General features: G+C 60.9%; 16 protein-coding genes. 5 read left to right on the forward strand and 11 right to left on the reverse strand.

Annotated elements, in window-relative coordinates; translation table 11 throughout:
• Window positions 1-67 precede the first annotated feature (67 nt).
• Window positions 68-859 (forward strand): nucleoside triphosphate pyrophosphohydrolase, encoded by a 792-nt coding sequence (mazG, locus tag HQR01_RS09615; protein ID WP_173214664.1) that lies wholly within the window; start codon window positions 68-70, stop codon window positions 857-859.
• On the opposite strand, the gene HQR01_RS09620 is transcribed toward mazG, so the two are convergent.
• The 9 genes from HQR01_RS09620 to dusB form a co-directional block, all read right to left on the reverse strand.
• On the reverse strand, window positions 844-2,040 hold the full coding sequence (locus tag HQR01_RS09620; protein WP_173214665.1) for a CaiB/BaiF CoA transferase family protein: 1,197 nt from the start codon (window positions 2,038-2,040) through the stop codon (window positions 844-846). The genes mazG and HQR01_RS09620 overlap by 16 nt on opposite strands.
• On the reverse strand, window positions 2,037-2,978 hold the full coding sequence (locus HQR01_RS09625; RefSeq protein ID WP_173214666.1) for a hydroxymethylglutaryl-CoA lyase: 942 nt from the start codon (window positions 2,976-2,978) through the stop codon (window positions 2,037-2,039). The genes HQR01_RS09620 and HQR01_RS09625 overlap by 4 nt, the downstream gene beginning before the upstream one ends.
• Before the next feature lie 36 nt (window positions 2,979-3,014).
• Window positions 3,015-4,307 carry a GTPase HflX gene (gene hflX / locus HQR01_RS09630; RefSeq protein WP_173214667.1) on the reverse strand — a complete coding sequence of 431 codons (1,293 nt, stop codon included), beginning with the start codon at window positions 4,305-4,307 and terminating at the stop codon, window positions 3,015-3,017.
• Window positions 4,308-4,324: 17 nt separating this feature from the next.
• A complete protein-coding gene (gene hfq, locus HQR01_RS09635) occupies window positions 4,325-4,867 on the reverse strand; it encodes an RNA chaperone Hfq (RefSeq protein ID WP_173214668.1) in 543 nt (180 codons plus the stop codon).
• Window positions 4,868-5,032: 165 nt separating this feature from the next.
• A complete protein-coding gene (gene ntrX / locus HQR01_RS09640) occupies window positions 5,033-6,418 on the reverse strand; it encodes a nitrogen assimilation response regulator NtrX (protein ID WP_173214669.1) in 1,386 nt (461 codons plus the stop codon).
• Between the two features lie 26 nt (window positions 6,419-6,444).
• Window positions 6,445-8,655: a sensor histidine kinase gene (locus tag HQR01_RS09645; RefSeq protein WP_173214670.1), complete on the reverse strand. Its 2,211-nt coding sequence runs from the start codon at window positions 8,653-8,655 to the stop codon at window positions 6,445-6,447.
• A 62-nt stretch (window positions 8,656-8,717) separates the two neighbouring features.
• Complete coding sequence (gene ntrC / locus HQR01_RS09650; protein WP_173214671.1) at window positions 8,718-10,130, reverse strand: nitrogen regulation protein NR(I); 1,413 nt, start codon at window positions 10,128-10,130, stop codon at window positions 8,718-8,720.
• Window positions 10,131-10,139: 9 nt separating this feature from the next.
• On the reverse strand, window positions 10,140-11,201 hold the full coding sequence (locus HQR01_RS09655; RefSeq protein ID WP_234030113.1) for a two-component system sensor histidine kinase NtrB: 1,062 nt from the start codon (window positions 11,199-11,201) through the stop codon (window positions 10,140-10,142).
• Window positions 11,198-12,217, reverse strand: coding sequence for a tRNA dihydrouridine synthase DusB (gene dusB, locus HQR01_RS09660; RefSeq protein WP_173214672.1), 1,020 nt, complete (start codon window positions 12,215-12,217; stop codon window positions 11,198-11,200). Before dusB ends, HQR01_RS09655 begins: the two co-directional genes overlap by 4 nt.
• Before the next feature lie 80 nt (window positions 12,218-12,297).
• Here dusB and HQR01_RS09665 point away from each other — a divergent pair, with 80 nt between their 5' ends.
• Both HQR01_RS09665 and HQR01_RS09670 read left to right on the forward strand, forming a co-directional pair.
• Window positions 12,298-13,443 carry a bifunctional 2-C-methyl-D-erythritol 4-phosphate cytidylyltransferase/2-C-methyl-D-erythritol 2,4-cyclodiphosphate synthase gene (locus HQR01_RS09665; protein ID WP_173214673.1) on the forward strand — a complete coding sequence of 382 codons (1,146 nt, stop codon included), beginning with the start codon at window positions 12,298-12,300 and terminating at the stop codon, window positions 13,441-13,443.
• Between the two features lie 10 nt (window positions 13,444-13,453).
• Complete coding sequence (locus HQR01_RS09670) at window positions 13,454-13,957, forward strand: CinA family protein (RefSeq protein ID WP_173214674.1); 504 nt, start codon at window positions 13,454-13,456, stop codon at window positions 13,955-13,957.
• Here the strand turns inward: HQR01_RS09670 and HQR01_RS09675 are convergent.
• Window positions 13,918-14,376, reverse strand: a complete 459-nt coding sequence (locus HQR01_RS09675; protein ID WP_173214675.1) for a type II toxin-antitoxin system RatA family toxin — start codon at window positions 14,374-14,376, stop codon at window positions 13,918-13,920. The genes HQR01_RS09670 and HQR01_RS09675 overlap by 40 nt on opposite strands.
• Window positions 14,376-15,317 (reverse strand): lipoyl synthase, encoded by a 942-nt coding sequence (gene lipA, locus HQR01_RS09680; RefSeq protein WP_173214676.1) that lies wholly within the window; start codon window positions 15,315-15,317, stop codon window positions 14,376-14,378. Before lipA ends, HQR01_RS09675 begins: the two co-directional genes overlap by 1 nt.
• Window positions 15,318-15,414: 97 nt before the next feature.
• On the opposite strand from lipA, the gene HQR01_RS09685 reads away from it, so the two are divergent.
• Together HQR01_RS09685 and HQR01_RS09690 are read left to right on the forward strand one after the other, a co-directional pair.
• A complete protein-coding gene (locus HQR01_RS09685) occupies window positions 15,415-16,050 on the forward strand; it encodes a carbonic anhydrase (protein ID WP_173214677.1) in 636 nt (211 codons plus the stop codon).
• A gap of 39 nt (window positions 16,051-16,089) precedes the next feature.
• Entirely contained in the window at window positions 16,090-16,812 is a 723-nt protein-coding gene (locus HQR01_RS09690) for an NYN domain-containing protein (RefSeq protein WP_173214678.1), read from the forward strand.
• The last annotated feature ends 41 nt before the right edge of the window (window positions 16,813-16,853 follow it).

Consider the following 16,853-nt stretch of genomic DNA (forward strand, 5'->3'; position numbering starts at 1 on the left):
CTCACACGCTCAACACCTCTCACTGCCCCCGCTTTGACACCATTACATCGCAGGCTATGCGAGGATCATGTCTGATCAATTGAACCGCCTTCTCGCAATCATGGCGAGGCTCCGTGACCCACAGCATGGATGCGAGTGGGATACGGCACAGAATTTCCGCACAATCGCACCCTATACGATCGAGGAAGCCTACGAGGTCGCCGACGCGATTGCGCGGGACGACATGAACGACCTTCGCGGCGAACTTGGCGATCTTCTGTTCCAAGTCGTCTTCCACGCACGCATGGCCGAAGAGGCTGGACACTTCGCGTTCGAGGACGTCGCCCGCGACATTTCGGATAAGATGGAAGCACGCCACCCACATATCTTCGGTGAGGAAGACGGCGTGATGGAAGATGCCCGTTGGGAAGATCTCAAGGCGGCCGAACGAGAGGCTTCGGGATCGACTAGCGCCATGGACGGCGTTGCACTGGCCCTGCCAGCATTGCTGCGCTCACACAAACTACAGAAACGGGCTGCGCGCGTCGGGTTCGAATGGCACGACGTGAAAGGTCCGCTCGAGAAGCTCCAGGAAGAGATCGAGGAACTGGAAGCGGCTCAATCCGACGAGGATCGCCTCATGGAGGCGGGCGATGTCCTCTTTGTCATGGTCAACATCATCCGTCGCTATGGTGTCGATCCTGAACAGGCGCTACGCGCCTCGAACGCGAAATTCGAGAAGCGATTCAGACAGATGGAGCGGTTATCTGCAGTTCAAGGTCATGAATTTGCGGCGCTCTCGCTCGACGAGCAGGAAGAATATTGGCAGCACGTCAAGGCTCGGGAACGCAAGTTGACAGACGATCAGATAACACCCTGAGCCGCTAGCCGCGCAACTTCATCCCCACTCATGCCCAAAAGCGAACCATAGATCTCCAAGTTATCCTGTCCCGGCACCGCAGGCGCTGGGCGCCGGATGGATGACGGGGTCTTGGACAGCTTGGGAAAGGCGTTCTGCATCCTGATCGCTCCGCGGGTCTGCGTCTCTACCTCGACGATTGCCTGTCTGGCCTGGAAATGCGGGTCAGCCAGCATGTCCTTCGCCGTATAAACCCTGCCCGCGGGGATCGAATGTGCGATCATCGCTTCGTCAACCTCGTCCATCGTCAGTGTCGAGGTCCACGCATTGATCAGGCCGTCGAGCTCTTCCTGGTTCTGGCCGCGCGCAAGATGGGTCGCATAGCGTGGGTCCTGGGCCAATTCGGGTTGCCCCATCGCCTCTGCCAGTCGGGCAAATATCCCATCCTTGTTTGCCCCAATCATGAAGGGCCCGTCCTTGCAGGAATAGACGTTGGATGGTGCAATGCCTGGCAGGATCGAACCTGAGCGTTCGCGGATGTAGCCATTATAGTCGTATTCGGGGACCAGCCCCTCCATGACCTGCAGCACCGCTTCGTATAGCGCCGCGTCTATAACCTGCCCCTCGCCCGTCTTTTCACGGTGATGCAGCGCTGCGAGCACGCCCATCGTGCCGTAGGTCGCGCAAAGCGTGTCGCCGATGGAGATACCCATTCGCGCTGGCGGTCGATCCGGATCGCCCACGATATAACGCCAACCGCCCATCGCTTCGCCAATACCGCCAAAGCCGGCCCGATCCGAATAAGGCCCGTCCTGCCCGTATCCCGACATGCGCACTATGATAAGCGGTGGCTTGGCCGCGAGCAGTTCATCGGGAGCGAGACTCCACCTCTCGAGGGTTCCAGGCTTGAAGTTTTCTACCACCACGTCCGCAGTCTGGATCAGTCGCCGAGCAAGCTGCTGACCTTCCGGCATCCGCAGGTTGCAGGTGACCGAGCGCTTGTTGCGCGCGATCACCTCCCATTGGACCTTCTCGGCACCCTGCCCCCACTCGCGCATCGGATCGCCCGCCCCCGGCGGCTCGATCTTGATCACCTCTGCGCCCATGTCGCCAAGCAATTGGCCGCAAAAGGGCCCGGCGATCAACTGCCCAAGTTCGACGACGCGCAGCCCCGCAAGGGCACCGGGTGTAGAAGAGGTCATGCCACACTCTCTCCCGGTGTCGTGCCAGGACGCGGGAACAGGCCCGCCCTGCCCACCATCGAGGGCAACTGCCTGCCCATGACCTCAGCGAGCCAGTGGTTCGATGACAGAAGGACTTCCAGATCGAGGCCGGTCTGAATTCCTGCTCGCTCGAGCATATAGGCCACATCCTCAGTTGCGACATTGCCCGTTGCGGCAGGGGCAAAGGGGCAACCGCCGATGCCACCAATCGAGGCGTCTACGATCCGCGCGCCGACGCCAATGGCAGCCCACACATTCGCAAGGCCCGTGCCGCGTGTGTTATGGAAATGCACTCGCACGGGGATCGGCGCGACCGCCTCGCGCACCTGCTCTACAAGGCGTGCGACATGCGCCGGATCAGCGACGCCGACCGTGTCGGCTAGGCCAATTTCCTCCGGTTGCACTTCGGCAATGGCCGCAGCCATCGCCACGATCCTGTCTTGGCTGACTTCGCCTTCGAACGGACAGCCAAAAGCAACCGCAATCGTTGCCTGACCGGTCAGACCCGCGGATCGGGCGCGGGCGATAATCGCGCGCGCGGCTTCGACCGACCCTTGACTGGTCTGCCCCTGATTAGCCATCGCAAAACGGTCGGTGGCCACCGCGACGGCGCCGAGCTGGTCGATCCGCCCCGTACCTATCGCGCGCTCCGCCCCGCGATCGTTCATGACCAGACCGATGTATGTAACATCGTCCCGCTGCGTCAGGCCTTCGCAAACCAGTTCCGCATCGGCCATTTGCGGCACTGCCCTTGGGTTCACGAAGCTGGCGACCTCGATACGCCGGGATCCCGCAGCGATGGCGCGTTCGATCAGCGCAAGCTTGTCCTCGGTCGAGACAAGCAGCTTTTCGTTCTGCAATCCGTCACGGGGGCCAACTTCGACCATTTCGATAGCGGATGGGTATTCCTCAGCCATGGTCCCTTGCGCTCCGCCCCGCCTGTGTAGTTGCCCCTACAGGCTTTGGTAGCGGCCGAAGTCCTTCTCTGAAAGCTTGACCACGATGCGGCGCTTTCCTGTGTCACCCTTCGCCTCGTCGGCTAGGACATTGCCATGTTGATGCAGCCACGCCAGCCTGCGTCCGTCTCCAGCAGCCAGTTCCAGCTCATAGGTGCGTGCAGCCGAGGTCAACAAGCTATCCAGGCGCGCGAGCAGGTTCTCCAGCCCCTCCCCCGTCAAGGCGGAGATCGCCACGATATCGTCTTCAGCCGCAGCAACCTCCAACAACTCGGCACGGTCTTCGGATCCGAGAAGATCGAGCTTGTTCCATGCCTCGACGATCGGAATACGAGTGGTCTCCCCTTGCCCGTCAACGACGCCTAGGTCGGCCAGAACCTGCAACACCTGCTTCTTCTGCGCATCGCTTGAAGGGTTCGACATGTCCCTGACGTGGCAAATCACATCCGCCGCGGTGACTTCTTCCAGTGTGGCGCGGAAGGCTGCGACAAGCTGCGTCGGCAGGTCGGAAATGAAACCGACTGTATCCGAGAGGATCGCCTTCTCAACGCCCGGCAAGGCAATGGCCCGCATGGTCGGGTCGAGCGTGGCAAAAAGCAGATCTTCGGCCATGACTTCCGCGCCCGTCAACCGATTGAACAGTGTCGACTTGCCGGCATTGGTATAGCCGACCAGTGCAATTACCGGCCAAGGCGCTCGCTCGCGTCGTTCACGATGAAGGCCACGTGTCTTGCGAACCTGCTCGAGTTCCTTGCGCAGCCTGCCCATTCGCTGGCGGATCATCCGACGGTCGGCTTCGATCTGCGTTTCGCCGGGACCACCGAGAAAACCGAAGCCACCGCGCTGGCGTTCGAGGTGTGTCCAACTGCGGACAAGGCGGCTTTGCTGGTAATCGAGATGCGCCAGTTCGACCTGCAACCGCCCTTCGGCTGTCGCCGCGCGTTCGCCGAAGATTTCGAGGATCAGGCCGGTACGGTCGATCACCTTGCGGCCAAGCTTTTCCTCCAGGTTGCGCTGCTGGATCGGGCTTAATGCACCGTCGACAACCACAAGTTCGGCCTGCTCCTGCTCGCAGGCGATCCGGATATTCTCTACCTGACCGGCGCCGAACAACAGGTTCGGGCGAACCTGCCGGACGGGCAAGGTAAAGCTGTCCGCAACTACGATGCCAATGGCCAGCGCGAGCCCTTCGGCTTCTGCCAAGCGAGACTCCGTATCGAGGTCATAGCTGATCCCGCGGATATCCGGGCACACGACAAGGGCCCGCGCACCGCGCGAAACCTCGCCCATCAAATCATCGTCGAAACTCAGCTGGCGCTCTCTTCCCAATCCTCGGTCAGGTCGACCGGCGTGGTCGGCTGGATCGTGGATACAGCGTGCTTGTAAGCCAGCTGGACGTAGCCGTCACGTTCGAGCAGCATGCAGAAAAGGTCGTATGCCGCGATCTTGCCCTGCAACATCACACCATTGACCAGGAACATGGTCACCTGCGCCTCAGCCTCGCGGACACGCGTAAGGAACACGTCCTGCAGCAGGCGCTGGCGAGCGTTCGAATTCTGACTGACGAACTGGGAAGCATCCACGGGCTGCGCCGGCATGATCGTGCTGATCGCGTGCTTGTAGACAAGCTGAGACTGCCCATCCCTACGCAGCAGGATCGAGAAGTTGTCGAACCATGTCACGATGCCCTGGAGCTTCACGCCCTTGACGAGGAACATCGTTACGGGGGTCTTGTTTTTGCGCAGAAGGTTCAGGAATGCGTCCTGTAGATTACCTTGCCGCTGCCCTCCGCCGTCCCCACTCGCGGACTTTGCCGGTCGCGGACGGGCAGATAGGGTACGTTCGGACATTTCTGTCTCTCCATATTTTTGGCGGACAGGGTTATCCGCGACTGGGCGCCCACCGCACCCGAATGCGCATGGCAGAACGCCGTGCACAACATATTTAGGCGATCTCCGCCAATTTTCGCAATGATTGTATTGCTTTTCGTCGAAGGAGTAAGGATTTGGCCGAATTCAGCCTTTCCGATCGCCCGGCTTCTTGTCGGCCATCCCCAGCAGCTTCAGCTTTCGGTGCAGCGCCGAACGCTCCATCCCGATGAAGGATGCCGTTTTCGAAATATTGCCCGAAAACCGCCGGATCTGGATCGCCAGGTACTCGCGTTCGAAATTCTCTCGCGCTTCCCTCAGTGGCGCACCCATCAAGGCTGCAACACCGCTGTTTCCGCCTAGCTTGCCGCCAAGTACTTCCTCGGGGAGCATGGCGGCCTCAATCTCTTCAAGTTGATCGCGTGGCGTCAGGATGATCGTGCGTTCCACCACATTTCGTAGCTGGCGGACATTGCCCGGCCAGTCATACGCCTGGAGCGCGGCCATCGCCTCCTCGCTTATGGTTGGCGGGCGAATACCCTGCTCCGCCGCGTAGTGGGTAAAGAAGGTCTCGGCCAAGGCAGGGATATCGTCACGTCGTTCGGACAGTGATGGAACCTCTACCGGCACCACATTGAGCCGGTAGAACAGATCTTCGCGGAAGCGCTTTTCTTCCATTTCCTTGTGCAGGTCGCGCGCTGTCGATGAGACTACGCGCACGTCGACCCCGATCTGGCGCGATCCGCCGACGCGGACGAAACTCTGTTCAGTCAGCACGCGCAGGATACGCGCCTGGGTCGACAAAGGCATATCCGCCACTTCATCCAGATATAGAGTACCCCCGTCGGCCAGCTCCAACAGGCCCGGGCGCACAAGCTTGCCTTCGGCTTCCTCGCCAAACAGCTCTTCCTCGAAGCGTTCGGGTGTAATGCGCGCCGAATTGACGATAACGAAGGCCTTATCGGCGCGCGGGCTCCAGCTGTGCAACAGTCGCGCTGCCACTTCCTTGCCGGTCCCGGCGGGACCACTGATCAACACGCGGCTGCCGGTGCTCGCCACCCGCTTCAGCGTCGCGCGGACGGCATTGATCGCCGCCGAGTTTCCCTGAAACTCTCCGCCCTGGGCCATGCCCTCCCGCAAGCGGGAGTTTTCACGCCTCAGCCGCTCCGTTTCGGTTGCACGGCCGACCAAGTGCAGCAAGCGTTCCGCCTCGAACGGCTTCTCTATGAAATCCACTGCGCCGCGGCTCACCGCGCTCACAGCCGTGTCGATATTCCCGTGACCCGAGAATACAATGACCGGAAGATCGGGTTCGCGCACCTTGATGGCGTCGAGCACTTCGAGCCCGTCCATCGGGCTTCCGTGGAGCCAGACATCGAGCAACACCAAGGACGGCCGCCGCGCGTCGACTTCGTTGAGCGCACTGGTGCTGTCGCCTGCCGTGCGGCATTCATAGCCTTCATCGCTAAGCACGCCGGCCACGAGTTCGCGAATATCGCGTTCATCGTCGACGATCAGGATGTCGAGAGCCATTGCCTGCTACCCTTTATCATGTTGCTTCAGTGTCCCTCCCCAGCGGCGGGAAGGGGATCTCGCGCAAAGCGCATGGTGACGCGAGTGCCGCCGGTCTCGACAGTGGAGAAGTTCATCTCTCCTCCGTGCTCCTCGACGATCTTGTTGACGATCGCCAAACCGAGGCCCGTGCCCTTCTCGCGCGTGGTAACGTAGGGTTCCAGGATCCGCTCGCGATCCTGCGGCAGCCCGATGCCATTGTCTTCGATCGCGATCGTCAGCGAGCTTTCGCTTTCGGTCACCGTTACCGCAATCTTCCCGCGGTAATCCGGCTCGGCATTCTGCGCCTTGGCCTCGATCGCTTCAAAAGCATTCTTGAGGATATTGGTGACCGCTTGGCCAAACTGGTGCCGATCGCACTGAATTCTGATCGGCCCTTCGCTGCTGCAGCGCAAGCTGTAGTTGACTTCGGGGTGTCCGACTTCCTGCAGGAATAGCGACTGCCTCACGAGATCGAGTGCATCCTCCGGCCTGAACACCGGCTTGGGCAGGCGCGCGAAGCTTGAAAACTCGTCGACCATTTTGCGCAAATCGCCGACTTGCCGGATGATCGTGCTGGTAAGCTCGTCGAACAGCTCGCCGTCCTGCTCGATCTGCTTGCGGTAGCGGCGCCTGAGGCGTTCAGTTGCAAGCTGGATCGGCGTCAGCGGATTCTTGATCTCATGGGCGATACGCCGGGCGACATCGGACCACGCGGCCTGGCGCTGGTCCAGCAGCTGCCGCGTGATATCCTCAAAGGTAATCACGTGTCCTTCCGCTTCCGGGCTGAGCTTGACCGCCAGCGTCAACAGTTCCCCGCGCCGCGAATGACTGATCACCCCGTGGGTCAAATTCGCCTCGACCATGACGGCGATTTGCGGCGCGAGCTCGTAGAGCGTGGTCGGCTGCGGTTGCGCCGTGGCGTCATCCATAAGCATCGCCTGCGCCGGAGCATTCATCAGCAGGACATTGCGGTCGCTATCGATCGAAATGATCCCTGCACTGACGGACTCGAGAACGGCCTCAATGAAGCCCCGCCGTTCTTCCAATTCGGCATTCGCCGAAACGAGCGCATCGGTCTGCCGTTCGATTTGCGACGTCATCCGGTTGAAGGCCCGATTCAGCAAGCCGATTTCATCCGCGCCAGTGCGACCCTCCACGCGCAGGGCGAAATTGCCGGCACCGACTTCGCGTGCCGCTGCAACGAGGTCTGTCAGGGGCTCGACCTGTCGATCGGCAAAACGTAAGGCAAACCACACTGCCACACCCACAAGGCCAAGACTGACGAAGAACAGCGCGAGATTGAATCGCAGTTGGAGCGCGCGAGCGCGCTTTGTCAGTTCGTCATAGGCAGTCGAAATCGAGCGAGCGTTCTCCCAACTTCGAAAGCTCGCCGCTTCGGCGTTGCGCGCGGTGTAGAGGTATATGCCAGTATCGCGATCGATCGGAGCGACCGCCTCGATGCGTTCAGGGCTGCCACGAACCACCACCTGCTCGCCGTTGGCCAAGCGGGACAAGGTACTCTCGGCAAATGGCTTGGGATCGCTGTCTTCGGAGATTCCATAGACCACCGCGGTGCGCATCGATCCATCGGGCAATGCCTGGAGGATCGCGCTTTCGATAACGTCACGCGGTTCCGCCTGGTATTGGTAGACAAGTGCGAAGTTAGGATCGGTCACCCGAACCCGCTCGAGGATCGCGCGCATATCCATCGCCATGGATATGGTCTCGTTGCCCAGATCGAGCTGGTTCTCCTCGTAGTAATTTTCCGCCAGCTGATTGGCATTCTCCATCAGTCCGCGTGAGTTATCCGAGAACCAGAAGTCGACGCCCGACTGGAACAAGAATGCCGCAAAGCCGGCAACCAGCAGTGTCGGCACTGCGGCAATCATCGAGAAGAAGAATACAAGGCGAACATGAAGCCTGGCCGTGCTGCCCGCTGCGCGGCGCAATGCCAGGCGGCGCCCTGCCAATACGAGCAAGGACATCGCCGGGATCAATGTACCGATCAGCAGGCCCGCTACCTGACGACTGGGCAGCAATTGTCCATTGGGCGGAGCGGTCGTGAACGCGGCCCAGGTGCTCGCCACCATGACCAGGAAAGCGACCCCGAAGAAGACCTCAAGATAACCGAAAAGATTGGCGCGCCGTGACGCCACGATAAACTTGCGCCACCAGCGCGGGATCGATCGGGACTGGGGACGCGCCTGACTCGCCATCGTGGCCGTCTTACAACAGCCGTGTTGCAATCCTGCAAGTGGAAATGCGACGAAACGCCCCGTTATCGACGCTTGACGAAGGATTCCGGGGCGATCCGTAGCTCGCTAAGACGCTTGCGCAGGGTGTTGCGATTGATACCCAATAGCTGCGCAGCACGAAGCTGGTTGCCATCGGTTTCACGCAAGGCATGTTCAAAAAGCGGTTTCTCGAATGAGGCCAGCGCAGCATGATAGAGCGTGCCCTGCGACGGCCCGTTGATTGCGAGCCACTCGCCCAGCGCACTTTCGAAGCCATCACGAATGGGCGCCTCGCCTCCACTCGTCTCCGCAGGGACACAGTCCTCAACGGTCGAGGCGTCGATGACGTCTTCCCGGGCAAGCAATGCAAGGCGAAAGACCACATTGCGCAATTCGCGAACGTTGCCAGGCCACTGGCGTACCGCAAGCCGCGCGATGGCATCCTCACCGATCTGCCTTCGCGGGAGTCCTTCGGTGGCTGCCTGGACCAGGAAATGTCGAACGAGTGCCGCGATATCCTCACGCCGCTCCCGCAGGGGAGGCAAGTGAATAGGCACCACGTTGAGGCGGTAGTACAGATCTTCACGGAATCGCCCGTCGGCGATCATCGGCGCAAGGTCGCGATTGGTGGCTGCAATGATACGCACGTCAACGCCAATTTCCTGGCGTCCCCCGACACGCCGAATTCGGCCCGACTGGAGCGCGCGCAGCAACCGCGTCTGCGCCTCTGCCGGCATATCTCCGATTTCATCAAGGAACAGCGTGCCGCCATTGGCCTGCTCGAACTTGCCGATTTGCTGGCTGACCGCTCCGGTGAATGCCCCACGTTCATGCCCGAACAACTCACTCTCGAGCAGATCATGCGGGATTGCCGCCATGTTGACTGCAATGAAGGGACCGGTCTTCCGCGCGCCGAGTTCGTGGATTGCTTCGGCCACCAACTCTTTGCCAGTACCGCTTTCACCGGTCACTAGCACGGTCAGATCGTTACGCAGGACCCGCGTGATCATGCGGTAGACGCCTTGCATCGCCGGGCTGCGACCGATCAGAGGCAGTGCGCCTTCATCACTCTCCCCCCCGTTCGACACGCTTGGGCGATTTGCGACGGCCTGGCGCACCGCCTGCGTCAGTTCGTCGAGATCGAAAGGCTTGGGAAAATACTCAAAGGCGCGACTGTCGCTGGCGCGTACAGCGGTATCGAGAGTGTTCTGCGCCGAGAGGACGATGACCGGCATATCGGGTGCGCATTCACGGACCACGTCGATCGACGCCAGCCCGTCGCCATCCTCGAGGATGACGTCAGTCAGCATGACGTCGAAACCGCCATCCGCCAGCAAGGCGTCGCGTCGTGCAATGCTTTCGCACGTCGTGACGTCATAGCCTTCCTCGCGCAGTGCCTCGGTAATGACCGTTGCGATGCCCTTGTCATCCTCCACCAATAGGACCGAATGCGTCATCTCTATCCCCTACCCCGCCACCGGCAGGTTGATGCGGAAATGGGTGAGCCCGGCGCGCTCATCGCGCTCATGGGCGATCCGCCCGCCCATATCGCGCAGCAGCTTGCGGACCAGAGCGAGACCAAGCCCCTGGCCGTGCGGCTTGCTCGAAACGAACGGCTCGAACACGTGATCGCGCAATGACGGATCGATCCCCGGCCCGGCATCGGTCACGGTAATTTCGATCGGCAGGCGGGTGGCTTTGCCAAGCCGGATTGCACTGAAAACCAGGCCGCTGACAAACCGTGTTCGCACGGTAACGCGCGGGCTCTCAAGGCCGGCACTGGCATCGCAGGCATTGGCGATCAAATTTATGAGCACCTGTTCGAGCGCCCCCGCATCGGCCGCGACCGGCGGCAGCGAGGGGTCGAACTCTTCGACCAATTCACAGCCCTCCCCCCGCCCTGCGCGAACTGTGGCCATGGCATTCCGAATGGCTTCGTGCAGGTTGCAGGGCCCACTGACCACGATGGGTTTACTGCCAAGTTGCTGCATCCGATCGATCAGCTGGGCTATGCGGTCGACTTCGGCAGAGATCATCTTCGCAAGCGGCTTGTCGCGCGCATCGACGCGCCGCGCCAAGAGCTGGCTCGCCCCGCGTATAGCCGAAAGCGGGTTCTTGATTTCATGGGCAAGGACCGCTGGCGCGCGAAGTTCGACGCGCTCATCATCGTCATCCCCCGTCTCAGCCTGGCCAACGTCCGAAAGCGTGACCACCCGCCAACCAGGGTGGCTCGGAAGCGGTGAACTGGTCAGGTTGACCCGCCGGTCGCGCTGGGCGGTCCCCACGAGAATCCCGCGAGCAATCAATTGGGTATCCGCGGTGATCAGGCTGTCGCGTACGCGTTCTTCCTCGATCGAGAGTACGTCGAGCAAGCTGGTCCCGACGAGTCTGTGGGCGCTACGCCCCAACATTTCTTCCGCCGCGGCGTTAGCTTCGGCAATCCGTCCGTTCTCGTCGATCAACATGACCGCGAAGATCAGTCCGGCGATCTGCGCTGCCGGACCGGGCGGTATCCCGGGCTCGTTCACGCAGCCTGGCGCCGCAGTAACGGCTCATAAAATCGGTCAAGTTCATCAATAACTTCATGAGGATCGGAAATGAAGTTTACGTGATTACGGAAATCAGCGGACCCACGCAGACCCTTTGTATACCAGCCCAGATGCTTGCGCGCGATCTTCACTCCAACGGGCGGCGTGTAGTGCTCCAGCATCGCCTTGTAGTGCTCGACAAGCACCGAATATTGCTCGTCGATATCGGGCTCTCCATGCACTTCACCCGTACGCCACCAATGCATCACCTGACCAAGCAGCCACGGTTTGCCATAGGCGCCCCGTCCGATCATCACGCCATCTGCGCCCGATTGCTCGAGAGCTTTTGCCGCGTCCTCGATCCCGCAAATGTCACCATTGACGATTACCGGGATCGACACCGCGTCCTTGACCTTGCGTACAAAGGCCCAGTCAGCTGCGCCGCGATACATCTGGTTTCGAGTGCGGCCATGCACCGTGATCATCTTGACCCCGATATCCTCGGCGATCCGCGCGAGTTCCGGAGCATTGAGACTATCATGGTCCCATCCCATACGCATCTTCACGGTCACTGGCACATCGACCGCCTTCACCGTCGCTTCCATCAGCTTGATGGCCAGCGGCACTTCGCGCATCAGCGCCGATCCGGCGAACTGACCCACGACCTTCCGCACCGGGCAGCCAAAATTGATGTCAATGATTGCAGCGCCATTGCCTTCCTGCAGTTTGGCCGCTTCGGCCATGCTCGAAGGATCGCAGCCCACCAGTTGCATCGATACGGGCTCTTCAATCGGATCCCACTCAGCCTTCTGGATGCTGACGCGAGTTTCGCGGATCGCCGCTTCGCTGGCGATCATCTCGGTTACGTTCAATCCGGAACCATAGCGCCGCACGAGCCGCCGGAAAGGCAGGTCGGTGACGCCCGTCATCGGCGCCAGGATCACTGGCGTATCGATGGTCACTGGGCCGATATGAATCGGCTTCGGCGAGACCGGAGGAAGGGGGTATGCGCTCATGCTCGGAGTTTGTGCCTAAATATTGGGCAGCCACATAGTGCGTTGCGGCGCCTACGGCAAGTCGCTAGCGCGCGAGGCTAATGACGAGTGCCCCATCCCCCTTACCTGGTTTCGCCGCTGTAGTGGTTGCTGCGGGCAAGGGTTTGCGCGCGGGCCAACCCCTTCCGAAGCAATTTGCGAGTTGGCGCGGCAAGCCTGTGTTGCGGCATTCGGTCGAAACGTTGCTTGAAGCGGGAGCCTCTCCGCTAGTGGTCGTCATACCGGAAAGCGGCGAAAATGCTGTGCATGAAGCACTGGCTGGTTTGACTGGCTATCGCCTGGTTACTGGTGGAGAGACGCGCCAGGAATCCGTTGCGCGGGGTCTCGAGGCGATCAAGGACGCAGAGCGGGTCTTGATCCATGACGCCGCGCGCCCAGACCTGCCCCGTGCGGTCGTTTCACGCCTGCTGGACGCCCTAAGCACTCACTCCGGCGCGATCCCGGTCCTGCCCGTGGTGGACAGCCTCGCTGTCGAAGACGACGGCGTGATGACCGGCATTGCTCCTCGCGAGCAACTCCGCCGAGTCCAGACACCGCAGGCGTTTCGCTTCGAAGACATCCGGGCCGCACACCGCGCGTGGCGGGCAATCCCTGACGCGGGAGACGACGCCCAGGTTCTGCGAGCAATGGGTGGTACCGTCGCGCTCGTCGAAGGCGACGAGCGACTGGCCAAGCTGACATTTGCGGAGGATTTCATGGCTACGCCTGCAGCCGTGCGCACCGGTATGGGCTTCGATGTACATCGCCTGGGCCCGGGCGAGCAGTTGTGGCTCGGGGGAATCAGAATCGATCACGACAAGGGCCTGATCGGCCACAGCGATGCTGATGTTGCGCTCCACGCGCTTGCCGACGCCCTCCTCGGTGCGATCGGCGATGGCGATATCGGCACCCATTTCCCACCGTCTGATCCGCAATGGAAGGGAGCAAGCAGTGATAGGTTCCTGAGCCATGCTGCTGATCTTATCCGTCAAAGTGGCTATTCATTGGCGAATATCGATCTCACGATTATTTGTGAGGAACCGAAGATTGGCCCACACCGCTCGGCGATGCGCGCACGCATCGCTGAGCTACTCGGCGTTGACACCGGCGCGGTAAGCGTGAAGGCGACCACAACCGAACGGTTGGGGTTCACCGGTCGCGGCGAGGGGATCGCGGCCCAGGCCATCGCAACGCTCGTCCGAACCTGACGGAGGTTTCATGTCTCGGCAGTCCCTGTTGCCCAAGGATATCGAAAAGCTCGCGCAGCGGGTGGTTGAGGAAAACGCCGCTACGGGCCGCAAGGTGGCTCTTGCAGAAAGCTGCACAGGCGGCCTCGTTGCTGCAGCGATAACGGAGATCGCCGGCTCCTCGGCGGTGCTCGACCGCGGTTTCGTAACCTACTCCAACGAATCGAAGATGGAGAGCCTCGATGTGCCGCTTGACATCATCGAGACCTTCGGCGCGGTGTCGATTGCTTGTGCCTGGGCCATGGCCAAGGGTGCACTCGAACACTCCAATGCAGATGTTGCTGTCGCCATTAGTGGTGTTGCCGGCCCCGGGGGTGGATCTGACCTAAAGCCCGTCGGGACAGTGGTCTTCGCTCGTGTCGTTCGCGGCAAGGAAGGCGAACCCGAGGGTGAGCTCAAGCACTTCGAGCCCATTTCGCGTGCGGAGGTGCGTCGTCAGGCCACGCTTTGCGCGCTCGAATTACTGCTGCCGTAGAGTTCATTGGCGCGCGTCTCGAAGGCGCCGACCATCTTTCGGAACGCACGGTCGAAATATTGCCCCGCCAAGGCTTCAAACACCGCATTGCGGAAAGTGAATTCTACCGAAAATTCGACCTCGCACCCACCTTCGGCAGGCGTAAAGCGCCAGTCGTTGTCCAGATCACGCAGAGGCCCGTCCACATAGAACACCTCGATATGGTTGGGACGCTGTTTCTCGACCCGCGAAGTGAACTTTTCCCGGATCGCCTTGAAGCCGACCAGCATGTCCGCGACCATTTCATTGTCGCTGTCCGAGCGGATCCTCGTAGCGATCACCCAGGGAAGAAACTCGGGATAGCTGGCCACATCTGCGACCAAATCGAACATCTGGTCGCAAGTATATGGAAGAAAACGGGTTTCCCGAATTCCCGGCATTAATCAGCCTGCTTGGCCAGCTTGACTTCGCGGGCCGCGCGCATTTGCGCGAAGTCGTCACCTGCGTGATAGCTTGATCGCGTCAGCGGACTAGCAGCGACCTGCAGGAAACCCTTGGCCCGGGCGATCGCGCCGTAGGCCGCGAACTGCTTGGGCGTGACGAACTCTTCGACTTTCGCGTGCTTCGGTGTCGGTTGGAGATATTGGCCCATGGTGATGAAATCGATGTCAGCGCTGCGCATGTCGTCCATTACCTGGTGAACTTCCAGACGTTCTTCGCCAAGGCCAAGCATGATGCCGGACTTGGTGAAGATCAGAGGATTGTGCGCCTTCACCTCTTCAAGCAGGCGGATCGAGGCATAGTAGCGCGCACCGGGGCGGATCGTCGGATAAAGACGGGGCACGGTTTCGAGGTTGTGGTTGAAGACGTCGGGCCCGGCCTCGCAGATTTCGGCGATCGATTGCTTCATCCGGCCCTTGAAATCGGGGGTAAGTATCTCGATCGTGGTATTGGGCGTTTCTCGACGCAGCGCCTTGATTACCTTGACGAACTGTCCAGCACCGCGGTCAGGCAGGTCGTCCCGATCAACGCTGGTGATTACGATGTGCTCGAGGCCCATCGCCGCCGCTGCAGCGGCGGTATGTTCCGGCTCGAGCGGATCGACCGGCATAGGCATGCCCGTCTTGATGTTGCAGAAGCGGCATGCCCGCGTGCAGGTGTCACCAAGGATCATCACGGTTGCGTGCTTCTTGGTCCAACACTCGCCGATGTTCGGGCAGGCGGCCTCTTCACATACCGTATGAAGATTGAGCTCGCGCATAAGCTTGCGCGTTTCGTGATAGCCCTTGCTGACGGGCGCCTTCACGCGGATCCAGTCTGGCTTGCGCTGCATACGGGGGCGTTCGCCTTCGGGCGCGGGAGCGGTAGAGAGGTCGTTCATGACGCGGCCCATCTAGGCGCCCTCCCCCGCAACGGCAAGCCGGATAGCTATGCGTCACCTCTTGCCAGCAGGCCCATTTCGTTGCAGCGGAGCCGGCATGAAGAGCTTCGACGAAATGATCGATGGCTACGCGCGGTTTCGGACCGGGGCGTGGCAAAACCAGCACGAACGCTGGGAGCAACTCAAGGAAGGTCAATCACCGCAGGTGATGGTCATTGCGTGTTCCGATAGCCGGGTCGATCCGGCGCAGATCTTCGATGTCGATCCGGGTGAAATCTTCGTCGTCCGCAACGTCGCCGCCCTGGTGCCGCCTTATGAAACAACCCCGGGACGACACGGCGTCTCGGCAGCACTCGAATTCGCCGTCCAATTCCTCAGGGTACGCGAAGTGGTTGTGATGGGGCATGGCATGTGCGGGGGCTGCCAGGCCGCATTGACGCAGGACCTTCACGGCAATGAATTGGGCGAAGGCGGCTTTGTCGCCCACTGGATCGACATGCTCGACGGTGTGCGCGAGCCGATCGCCACCAATCTGGGCACAGAGGGGCGCGATGCCGAGCGGGCGATGGAAATGGCCGCAGTGAAAGTCAGCCTTGCCAACCTCCGCACCTTCCCTTGCGTGCAGGAGAAAGAGAAGCGCGGCAGCCTGACCTTGCGCGGTGCTTATTTCGCGATCTCCGATGGGGTCCTACACCTGCTCGACGAGGAGAGCGGCGAGTTCCACCCAGCGTGATCGCTTGCGCCGGGGGGCCGGCAACGCCATGTGTTGGCGATGTCCGAATTCTCACAGCGCAACATCGCCCTTTTGATCGATGCCGACAACGCGAGTCCGACCGGGATAGACCCGGTACTGACGGTTCTTGCGGAGCTCGGCCAGGTCAATATTCGCCGGGCATACGGCAATTGGCGCAAGGCCAGTCTCAAGGGCTGGATCGACCTGATGCACCGCTATGGCATCGAACCACAGCAGCAGTTCGACCTGACCAAAGGCAAGAACGCCACGGACATGAAGATGACCATCGATGCAATGGACATGCTGTTCCGCGGGCGGGTCGATGGCTTCGGCATCATGTCGTCGGACAGCGATTTCATGCCCTTGGCGATGCGCCTGCGCCAGGATGGCCTGCCGGTCTACGGCTTCGGCGGGGACAAAACTCCCGAAGGCTTCCGTCAGGCATGCACCCGGTTCATCGATGTCAACGCGCTGATCAAGGCGGAGAAGGAGCAGCACCGCGGGACAAATGTTTCCGCACCTTCGTCGAGCGTGCTCGACCAGGGACTGCTCGACCTTCTGTTCGACGCCTACAACGCAAGCAAGCGCGACGAGAACGGCTTTGCCAAGCTGTCTGAGGTGGGTCAGCGCGCAGGTAACCGTTCAAGTTTCGACACGCGGAATTACGGCTTTGCGCGCCTCATTGATCTGATGGAAGCCGTGCCAAATTTTGCGATCGAACGACACAGCGACGGTCAGGTATTCGTGAAACGCCTGCGCTAGACGCAAGAAGGGCGCGAACCCAAGTGGATCCGCGCCCTCCC

Source organism: Erythrobacter mangrovi (assembly GCF_013260645.1).
GTDB lineage: Bacteria > Pseudomonadota > Alphaproteobacteria > Sphingomonadales > Sphingomonadaceae > Qipengyuania > Qipengyuania mangrovi.